The organism is Haematobacter sp., assembly GCF_032102465.1.
In the GTDB taxonomy this organism is placed as follows: Bacteria; Pseudomonadota; Alphaproteobacteria; order Rhodobacterales; family Rhodobacteraceae; genus Haematobacter.
In genome coordinates this window covers 1-8,661 of record NZ_DAMDHB010000069.1, presented here as the reverse complement: position 1 = coordinate 8,661, position 8,661 = coordinate 1, and the positions used below count along the sequence as shown (strand labels likewise).

The 8,661-nt window shown below is 63.6% G+C and carries 11 protein-coding genes and 1 pseudogene; 2 read left to right on the top strand and 10 right to left on the bottom strand.

What is annotated here, in order from left to right; genetic code table 11:
- Positions 1-393 precede the first annotated feature (393 nt).
- Together RT513_RS20435 and RT513_RS20430 are read right to left on the bottom strand one after the other, a co-directional pair.
- Entirely contained in the window at positions 394-717 is a 324-nt protein-coding gene (locus tag RT513_RS20435) for a DUF736 domain-containing protein (protein ID WP_035714848.1), read from the bottom strand.
- Positions 718-1,517: 800 nt separating this feature from the next.
- Positions 1,518-1,928 (bottom strand): antirestriction protein, encoded by a 411-nt coding sequence (locus tag RT513_RS20430; RefSeq protein WP_035714846.1) that lies wholly within the window; start codon positions 1,926-1,928, stop codon positions 1,518-1,520.
- A gap of 165 nt (positions 1,929-2,093) precedes the next feature.
- Between RT513_RS20430 and RT513_RS20425 the strand changes: the two genes are divergently transcribed.
- The gene (locus RT513_RS20425) at positions 2,094-2,384 is read left to right on the top strand and encodes a hypothetical protein (RefSeq protein ID WP_290690816.1); all 291 of its coding nucleotides are present in this window, start codon (positions 2,094-2,096) and stop codon (positions 2,382-2,384) included.
- A 33-nt stretch (positions 2,385-2,417) separates the two neighbouring features.
- Here RT513_RS20425 and RT513_RS20420 read toward each other — a convergent pair whose 3' ends face one another.
- The 7 genes and pseudogenes from RT513_RS20420 to RT513_RS20390 all read right to left on the bottom strand — a co-directional run bounded on the left by RT513_RS20420 (position 2,418) and on the right by RT513_RS20390 (position 6,549).
- Complete coding sequence (locus RT513_RS20420) at positions 2,418-3,059, bottom strand: hypothetical protein (protein ID WP_035714841.1); 642 nt, start codon at positions 3,057-3,059, stop codon at positions 2,418-2,420.
- Positions 3,059-3,577 (bottom strand): hypothetical protein, encoded by a 519-nt coding sequence (locus tag RT513_RS20415; RefSeq protein ID WP_290690819.1) that lies wholly within the window; start codon positions 3,575-3,577, stop codon positions 3,059-3,061. The genes RT513_RS20420 and RT513_RS20415 overlap by 1 nt, the downstream gene beginning before the upstream one ends.
- A gap of 173 nt (positions 3,578-3,750) precedes the next feature.
- Complete coding sequence (locus RT513_RS20410) at positions 3,751-4,608, bottom strand: DUF7007 domain-containing protein (protein ID WP_035714838.1); 858 nt, start codon at positions 4,606-4,608, stop codon at positions 3,751-3,753.
- Positions 4,605-5,042, bottom strand: coding sequence for a hypothetical protein (locus RT513_RS20405; protein ID WP_035714837.1), 438 nt, complete (start codon positions 5,040-5,042; stop codon positions 4,605-4,607). The genes RT513_RS20410 and RT513_RS20405 overlap by 4 nt, the downstream gene beginning before the upstream one ends.
- A 263-nt stretch (positions 5,043-5,305) precedes the next feature.
- Positions 5,306-5,665 (bottom strand): annotated as a pseudogene (locus RT513_RS20400) (DUF6915 family protein); the annotation flags it as partial.
- An 11-nt stretch (positions 5,666-5,676) separates the two neighbouring features.
- Positions 5,677-6,162: a DUF6878 family protein gene (locus tag RT513_RS20395; RefSeq protein ID WP_051911455.1), complete on the bottom strand. Its 486-nt coding sequence runs from the start codon at positions 6,160-6,162 to the stop codon at positions 5,677-5,679.
- 222 nt (positions 6,163-6,384) lie between these two features.
- The gene (locus tag RT513_RS20390; protein ID WP_169742256.1) at positions 6,385-6,549 is read right to left on the bottom strand and encodes a hypothetical protein; all 165 of its coding nucleotides are present in this window, start codon (positions 6,547-6,549) and stop codon (positions 6,385-6,387) included.
- A 739-nt stretch (positions 6,550-7,288) separates the two neighbouring features.
- On the opposite strand from RT513_RS20390, the gene RT513_RS20385 reads away from it, so the two are divergent.
- Complete coding sequence (locus RT513_RS20385; RefSeq protein WP_179209265.1) at positions 7,289-8,011, top strand: hypothetical protein; 723 nt, start codon at positions 7,289-7,291, stop codon at positions 8,009-8,011.
- 150 nt (positions 8,012-8,161) lie between these two features.
- On the opposite strand, the gene RT513_RS20380 is transcribed toward RT513_RS20385, so the two are convergent.
- A complete protein-coding gene (locus tag RT513_RS20380; RefSeq protein ID WP_035714848.1) occupies positions 8,162-8,485 on the bottom strand; it encodes a DUF736 domain-containing protein in 324 nt (107 codons plus the stop codon).
- Positions 8,486-8,661 lie beyond the last annotated feature (176 nt).

The following is an 8,661-nucleotide window of genomic DNA, read 5'->3' as shown; positions in this document are numbered from 1 at the left end:
AGGCGCTATCAATATCCATACTTCATGAAATATGGATATAACGATCCGACGCAAGCGAAGGTTTTGTGACAGCCAGGCGACCGTGGCCTGGGACTGATTCCTACCTGGACGACTAAATAGTGGCTGGCACCTGGCTGGCCGCTTTCCGCCCGTGACGGGACGCGGGGCATCGTAATCGCCGCGCCGAGCACAGATGGCCGCTATCCCGGGTTTGCTGCAGGTGCAATGCCGCGCACCCGTCAGTCGGCTATCCGCCCGGCGGATTATTTAGACCTCGAAGTGCGTCTTGGTCTGCCGCACCTGCAAGCGGCAGCTTTGTCCGCAAAGCAGCCTACCAAGGCGAGAAATTGTAAAGGCGCCGGTCTTTCGATCGGGGCCTTGTGGTTGGGGGGATCAGTCCCCCCGGTTGCCGTTGGGGCGCGACCAGATCAGGCTGTAGCCCTCGCCGTCCTCGTCGTCGAAGAGGTTCGCGAAGATCGGGTGCGAGAAGCTCGGATCGTCCAGCTTCAGGCCCAGATAGTCCCGGCCCTCGTTCGAGCGCTTCGACCAGGCGGCACCGATCTCCGCGCGGCCCACCAGGATCCGGTGCGAGGGCGCATTCTCGCCCGTGGCCCGCAGGTCCGGGACGATGCGCACGCCCTTGGCCTGAACGCTCAGGGTGACGATTTCGCCGGTGTATTCGTTGCCGGTCTTCTTGAAGGTGCCGATGGTCGCCATTGTCTGTCTCCATTCTCTCGTGTTCGGGCCCGCTCCAGTGCGGCCTCGATGGCGATCGACAGGCCGGGGACGACGGCCGGCGCAGTCCCGCCCGGGACCACGACAGCACAGGCAGGGCTTTCTTGCCTCGCGAGGAATGGGCGAAGCCCAGGGGAAGAAAGTTCGGGCGACGCTGTTGCGCCGAGACGTCGAAGCGCGGCTGCCGCGCTGGTCTTCGGCCAGATCAGCCCATCACAGAGGACGCATGCGAGCGGTCCCGTCCACACCAGAGAGACAGGAGACAGAGGCGATCCTGAAAGAACCGCCAGGAAGATCCGACAGACAACCAACGGCGATGATCACCCAGACTGCGAACAGGCGGGCTTGCGCCCTTCCCCCCGACCTGCGGCCGCGGGCGAGGCAATTCATCAGATCGGATACTGGCCCGGGCCGCCGGATCGGCACATACCGCCCAAGCGCTTGACCGGGAAGAGGGACAGGGCAGAAAGCGCGATCAGAGTGTGCAACCAATCCACGGAACCCACGATCAAAGAGGCCGGAATGAGGGAAAGACTGATCCCTGCACGCCCATGACGACCGGGGGCAAAACGCCAACCGATTGCCGAGATCGAAAGGCCGGGCTGTCCAGAGGCTATCTTGGTGCAGGTGGACTGAGCCAACCGTATGACAGAGCGGACGGCGCCGGGAACGCAGCAGAAGCCGTGCGTGCGACCGCGGCAGGCGCCAGCCAAAGAGAAATACCCTCCGACGCAAGCGTCGGAGGGTGCAGAAGGCTCATGCAAGCATGAGAGGGAAGGCGCTCAGTCGATGGCCTGGAAGATCTCCGCAGCCTCGGGATGGTCGCCTGCAAATTCATAAAGCCGTGCATAGCCCTCGACCAACTGATCAGCAGCATGGTGGAATGAGAGGTGAGAGAAGGCGAACAGCGTTGCGATAATTCCCGCCGCTTCGGCCGAGACCTCGCCCTGCCAGCCGTTGCCGCTACAGGCCATGCGGTAGCGCGCTTTCGAGGTCGGGGCCATGAAGAGCGGCCGCCCGCCCTGCTCATAGAAGTCCCAATGGCCACCGCCGTAGTCCAGCGGGCTCAGGCTATCCATCATGGCATAGACCATATTCTCGGCGACAAGCATTCGGGTCGGCCCGAACAGGTCGGGCAAAAAGGTAGGGCGGCGCTCTTCGGCCACCCGGTCAACAGAAGTCATCGTGCTCATGGGATCGAACTCCTCGGAAAGGGAAAACCTCGAGCCCGGCGGCGCTCTCTTGTCTGCCGCATGGCTCACAGAACTCCCTCCCCCGCTCTGCCTCTCCCCGGCGTTGATTGATTTTGTTCTCTATATGTTCCATATAGAGATTCAACCCGACAAGGGAGATCGACGATGGAACCTGTCTCTCATGCCCTGGCGGTGACGCCGCGCCAGATCGCCTATGCCCGCTCGCTCGCGCTCCGGAACAAGACCCTCCTGCCCTGGGAGGTCCAACAGAATCGCCGCAGTCTCAGCACCTGGATCGAGGCGCAGTCGCGGCTGAAACCTCTGGACGATGGCCAACCCACCTCGAAACAGGTCGCTTTCGCCGAACGGCTTGCGCGGCTTCGGCGGCGCGCCATCCCGGATGAATGCTTCCGGGATCGGCAATTGCTGTCCCGGTGGATCGACCGCAATCGCTGAGCCTGAATCGCGGCCCGGCTGGAAGCTGGTTGATCAGGCCCTCCGCCCGCTCTCCGTGAACGTGTAGCCATTCGCGAGCACTGCCTCATCGACGGCAGCATCGGAAGACAGATAGTCGTATTCTTGTTCGAGCTGCCGGTAGAGCCACCGGGCAAGATCGCGCAGCAGGTCGGTAACAATGCTCTCGGCATCTTCGGTCATGTCCTGACCGACCGGGCTTTCGCGCGTGACAGCGACGTCCATGGTAAAAGCATGATAGGTGCTGCCGCGATGCCGGACATCCGCCTGCAACTGGTAGAAGTTGCGGCGCTGGACCGCCAGGAGCGCATCTGCAATCCGGTGCAGTTCCTGGTCCATTGGCGCGTAGGAGCGAATGGCAGAGGAAGCGCCTTTGTTGAAGGCATAGCTGCCCTCCCACGCCGCCCCATCCCCCTGCGACCAGAACCCGGTAAACCAGATGCGGGGACTTTCGCTGGTGCCTCCGCCCATCAGCCGGGATGTCCGGGCCCGCAGACGGATTCCGAGAATTTCCGCAATGCGCTGGAAGTCCTCGTAGACGGCATCATACCAGTCGTGATCAAAGGCACCCTCACGATACCAGGCCCGGGCATTGTCTTTCGCGGCCTCCGGCAGTTCGTCAAAGCGATAGATCGTGATCTCGATGATCGAAGGCATCACGCAGCCCTCCGCTGCAGAAGCGCAAGCTGCGCCGCATCACGCCAGAACGGATCGACCAGGCGCCCTTCAGCCGCGGCCGCCCGCCTGCGCAAGAGGCTAGCATCGGCATGTTTGCCCATATCGGCGAGATGCTGCGCTTCAGCCCGCTGGCTGCAGGCCAACGTAACCACCGCCCGCGCTTCTGCATCGCTTGCGACGGGTTGAAGCCAGGTCACGCCACCATTTGCAACCTCGCCAGCCAGCACCAGCCCCTGATCGGCATCAACCACCGCAATCAGCTTCGGCGTGAAGCGGAGCGCGGGATCATCGCTACAAGCAACGTCGCCACTTCCAAGGCGCGTTGACACCAGCATCATCGCGTCCACGAGGCTGTCACAGGCGCCGAGGCAAACGCTGCGCTCGAACGCCCATCGCTCGAGCTCGGGATCGAGATAGCGCGCCTCGCCGGTACAGGTGATGGTCAGAGGGGTGCGCTGCGCCAGTCGAAGCTGCGCAAGGGTCTGGCTGATCAGCACCCGCCCGGCGGACAGGAACCCTTCAGTTCAACCTGAATAGGTCATCGCGGTGTCTCCACGACGGGCAGCGGAAGCCTCTCTCCCACCTCATGACCCGTCGCTTTGCCCCGACCCCACCTCTCCCTCTCGGCCGCGCAGCAGACACGCGCAGCCGAGATTGTCGGCATGGCTGGTCAACCAGTTCCATCGGTCAGATCTTGATGCCGCGCGGGATCGATCACGAACCCGAACAGACCGGGTTCATACTCGGCCGCAGGTACAAGAAAGCGGCGGCGCTCGACGCCCGGTCCACGCTTCGCTCCCGGCGTCGCCGTCGTTTCCACGAAGCCGGGAAAGCGATCAGAACTGACCGCCGAGATCACGATCCAGTCCCCTGCATGCTGACGCTCGAAGATCTGGCGATCCCGCTCTAGGGATTCGCCGTGTTGAAGGGCGCGACCATGCATGGCCTCCCAGGCCTCTGGCCAGTGATTGCGCAGCGTCTCATCGGCCAGGCGGCGTTCATAACCCGTGAAGCGATCCGGAAAAGCCTGCGCAACCGCTGCCCATTCGGCATCTTCCTCGTAGAACCCGGAGGAGGATCGCAGCAGCGGATGCACACGGGCATTCTGCTCTGGTGCAAGCTGGAACCCGCCATGACCGGCCGTGGAGTGGCAGAGGACGCCTTCGCCATAGATCGTGGCACCCTGCGAGGAACCCCATGGCGTATGGACACGGGAGACAATCTCACACCTCCCGAGTGCCGCGCGCTCACGCTGATGTTCGGCATTCTCCGCGACCAGAGCGCGGAATGCGGCCTCGTCGACGACATCACCGGAATGGCCGTAGAAGTCATCGCGCCGCCAGGTCTCGAGCGGACGAGAAAGCCGCCAGCCCGTCGCCAGGAAATGCCGCCCTTGCCGTGCCGGCACCATGGCGAAGGCGGTGTCGCCGACACGCGCGACCAGCAGGCCGTCGGCGCTGCGCCCAAACTCGACGACGGGCAGAGGCCGGGAGGGAGAAGCGGGGGTGATCGTAACCGTGGTGTTCATCCTGTGACCGCCTCCACGGCGTCGATGTCTTCGCCATTCAGAACGGCGTTCAGCCATTCATGTGTGCTGATCCAGCCGATGCTCTTGCGTGCGCCAAGGTCGATGACATGCGCCCCGCCACCGAAAGCCTCGACCCTGGGGCGAGAACAGGTATTGGCATAGTCGAACCCCCAGAGGCCGGTGAGGTTCAGCTCTTCGGCAAGGCGCAGCACGAAGTTGATGACGCCCTCGACGTCGCCCTGATCATCATCATGGATCCAGAGTTGCGAGCCGCTCGGCCCGTCTTGCTGGACGAGATCGAAGCCGTTGAACGCAAGCTCGTCGGCATCCGCCTCTTCGGCGCGCAGGCGGTGGAACAGTGCCATCGCCTTGGCGGCATTCTCAGGCGAACCCGCATCGAGCAGGCAAGAGAAATGGGTGAAATAGTCGGCCATGACAGGCTCCTTGTCAGAAATGGAAAACCCGGCGCGAGGCCGGGCCTGGTCGGGATTGCGGAGGGAAACGGTCAGATGACCGAGGACGTGGCGGCCGCATGGGCGGCCAGCATCTGGCGGTAGAACCGCCGCCGGGCGAGCCTGAGGCCGGGATCCTTGCGGATACTGGGGTGGAAGGCACGGGATGCGGCGCGCAGGACTGCGAAACCTGCGGCATCAGCTGTCAGGCCGAGAAGGGGGTAGAACGGATCAGGTGCCGGGGTCGGGGCGGCCTGCGACGGCTCCACTTCGGCCTCGATCTTCGGAGTACGCCCCATCCACGGCTCCGGACGGATCGCCCGTGCCCAGTCGGCGAAGCTCGGGATGTGCCCCAGATCCTCGCGGACATGCTGCTCTCCCACCCATCGCGTCGGGATCACCCGGCCCGAGGACAGCGTCAGCGTCTTGCCGAACACGGTCTCCAGCAGAAAAATTCCTTCGGCATGGTGGCGCAAAGCTCGGTGCCTGAAGTCAGCAAGGATCTGCTTCGAGGCATCGAACCAGGAATGCAACTCGATGTAATCCTCGACCACGCCGCCCCACTTTTTCACCGAGGACAGGGCGTGATGATAGGGATGTGCCATGTTCCCCGCCCTCAAAAGCTGTGGTTGAACTGCTCGGACGAAGTGAACCGCTCGTTGTAGTCCAGCAGGATCGTCCCGGCCTCGGCGTCGAAATGGAACTCGCCGAACGCGCCGTCGCAGTTTTCCCAGCCGCCATGGCAATCCGAGAGGAGGTCATAGGCCAGGGCCTCGACAGCGTCCGAGAGCGACATGCTGCTCGTCGAAATCTCGCTGATGCCCCAGCTGACCTGCGCGAGAGTGAGTTCCGTGTCCGGCATCGGCACCACGGCATCGCCGCGGCGAGCGTCGATATCTTCGACCTGCCCGCTGTCGCCGGCGCCGTCGAAGGTGACGATGATCTCGGTGATCCCGGCGGCGCGCATGGCCGCGAACAGGGCCTTCTTGTTCTGTGCCATTGCGGTGGTGCTGAGCGTCTGATGCGCCAGCTGCGAGGCATCGAACTGCGCCATGGCGGCTGCGAGATTGGCTTCCGGGGATGTTGTGATATCTTGGGTCATCGGACTTCTCCTGAGAGCAAAAGGACGGGTGAAGCCGACCGGCGCTCTCTCTGGGAACGGAAGGCTCGCCCTTCCCGGATCCCTCCTCGACCTCTCCCGCGCCGGGGTCCATCCCGGCTCCTCTGCGCGGCGCGCGCCACTGGCGGGTGATCGCGCGTCCCCGGTGCACGGCGCGGCTCGCCGTGCGAGGCCTGCCCAGAGGGGGTGAGGCGCTTGCGCGCCTCACTGCCAGGGGTCGATCTCGAGGGCGATGAGCGTCTCATCGCCATCATATTCATCGGCGGGCATGGCGGCATGGCTGCCATCGCCGGCCTGAAACACGACGATCGAGACCATCAGCGTGGCGGCGAGGCTGGCGGCGAAAGCGGTGGCATCCTTCTTGGACATGGGACTGGCTCCTGTCTTTGGAGACGAGGGACCATCCCCCGCTCGACAGGCGCCCGAAGTGTCTGATCGGATCTGCAATCACCCTCGGGCGTTCGGCCTTGTGCCGAATCCCCGAGGGCGGCACGCGCGCGTAAGCCGACCCTTTACGGGTTGATTTCAAAGAGACGGATCGGACCAAGGTTTGCGAATGGAAGCGGGGATGGGGCTTTGGCTCTGACAGGGGCCGTGCCCAGTGACGGGATGCCTCCGCTCGCCACCGGCCTCGGAGCAAGATGGGCGCGTTCTTCGTCGTGTTGAAGGCGGTGAAATCCGGTCCGCAAATTGAAGATGAATATTGTGCGGGAGACACTCACGACCGTCGGCCCCGGACATAAGGCCATGCCGCTCACAAGGAATCGGAAAAGACCACGCACGGCGATCCTCGAGGGAAAGGCCCGATACCAGCCAGCCGGCTTCCAGCTCAGACTCGGAAAATACCCCTGCCATTGCTCCAGGCGGGTTGATCAGGCACAAGAGTGGTCATGAGTGATCATATTGGCAGCAAATCCAGCGCAGCGCTTTTCCCGCTGCTGATCGGGACCAGGGCACGCCATGTGCCCGGGTTGCCCGTGCGCTGAGCATGCGCTGACCGCCGGGCAACCCCAGACCATTCCCCTGCAACACATCAGACCGGCACCCTGACGGGGCCGAGGGATTTGTCATGACACTCTGGACTGAACTGGCCCGCGCCTCGACCGAGGTGGGCGACGATATCCTGCTGCGCAAACGCGGCGATATCTATGAGATCCGCTTCAACGGCATCGAGTTGATGTCGAACATCATGTGGCGCTCCGAAGCGGTGTTGGCCGAGCGCAGTCTGTGGCGGCTACGCAGCGCCTCCGAACCGCGCGTGCTGATCGGCGGACTCGGCATGGGCTTCACCCTGCGGGCCGCACTCGATCTCTCGCCCCCGGATGCACAGGTCACTGTCTGCGAGTTGATCCCGGCGATTGCGCAATGGAACCATGAAGTTCTGGCCCCATTGGCCGATCATCCACTGCGCGATCCACGGGTGCAACTGCGGGTCGTGGATGTGATGGATCTGCTTTCCGAAAGCGGCCCGGGATTCGATGTGATCCTGATGGATACCGACAATGGACCGGATTTCCTGGTCCGCGATGACAATCAGCGCCTCTATGGAGAAAGTGGTCTGAACGCGGTTCGGGACGCTCTGCGACCGGGCGGCATTGCGGCCTTCTGGTCCGCTGAAATCTCCGATCCTTTTGAGGACAGGCTCAGCGAGCTTGGCTGGGACTGGCAGCGCGAGGACGTGCAATTGCCCGGCGGGCGGGTGGATGCCTTCCACCATATCTATCTGGCGAGGAAAGCCCGCGTAGGATCGGTGTCGCACCAATCAGCGCGTTCCAGCCGCCTGCCGGACGCGCCGCAACTTGTGCGATGCCGCGCAAGCGGATTGCAGTGAGGCGTCCCGCTGACGATCCCCTGCGATGACGCGAGTCAGTGCTTTACGCAGCAGGAGAAGTATCGGCTGCTGCTGGCCGAGCGCCATTGGGTGTTATGGAAGCAATGCGAAGGCCCCGGCCTTTCGACCGGGGCCTTGTGGTTGGGGGGATCAGTCCCCCCGGTTGCCGTTGGGACGCGACCAGATCAGGCTGTAGCCCTCGCCGTCCTCGTCATCGAAGAGGTTCGCGAAGATCGGGTGCGAGAAGCTCGGATCGTCCAGCTTCAGGCCCAGATAGTCCCGGCCCTCGTTCGAGCGCTTCGACCAGGCGGCACCGATCTCCGCGCGGCCCACCAGGATCCGGTGCGAGGGCGCATTCTCGCCCGTGGCCCGCAGGTCCGGGACGATGCGCACGCCCTTGGCCTGAACGCTCAGGGTGACGATTTCGCCGGTGTATTCGTTGCCGGTCTTCTTGAAGGTGCCGATGGTCGCCATTGTCTGTCTCCATTCTCTCGTGTTCGGGCCCGCTCCATTGCGGCCTCGATGGCGATCTAGAGGCCAAGGACGACGGCCGGCGCAGTCCCTCCGGGACCTCGACAGCACAGGCAGGGCTTTCTTGATGATGTGGACACCCCCACCCCAACCGTCGAATCTGGTTTCAACGGTTCCCT

Coding starts and splice junctions, on each gene's coding strand:
- RT513_RS20435 (WP_035714848.1), bottom strand. CDS start 717: ATGGCGACCATCGGCACCTTCAAGAAGACCGGCAACGAATACACCGGC.
- RT513_RS20380 (WP_035714848.1), bottom strand. CDS start 8,485: ATGGCGACCATCGGCACCTTCAAGAAGACCGGCAACGAATACACCGGC.
- RT513_RS20430 (WP_035714846.1), bottom strand. CDS start 1,928: ATGAGCACGATGACTTCTGTTGACCGGGTGGCCGAAGAGCGCCGCCCT.
- RT513_RS20405 (WP_035714837.1), bottom strand. CDS start 5,042: ATGGCCGACTATTTCACCCATTTCTCTTGCCTGCTCGATGCGGGTTCG.
- RT513_RS20425 (WP_290690816.1), top strand. CDS start 2,094: ATGGAACCTGTCTCTCATGCCCTGGCGGTGACGCCGCGCCAGATCGCC.
- RT513_RS20410 (WP_035714838.1), bottom strand. CDS start 4,608: ATGAACACCACGGTTACGATCACCCCCGCTTCTCCCTCCCGGCCTCTG.
- RT513_RS20390 (WP_169742256.1), bottom strand. CDS start 6,549: ATGTCCAAGAAGGATGCCACCGCTTTCGCCGCCAGCCTCGCCGCCACG.
- RT513_RS20395 (WP_051911455.1), bottom strand. CDS start 6,162: ATGACCCAAGATATCACAACATCCCCGGAAGCCAATCTCGCAGCCGCC.
- RT513_RS20420 (WP_035714841.1), bottom strand. CDS start 3,059: ATGCCTTCGATCATCGAGATCACGATCTATCGCTTTGACGAACTGCCG.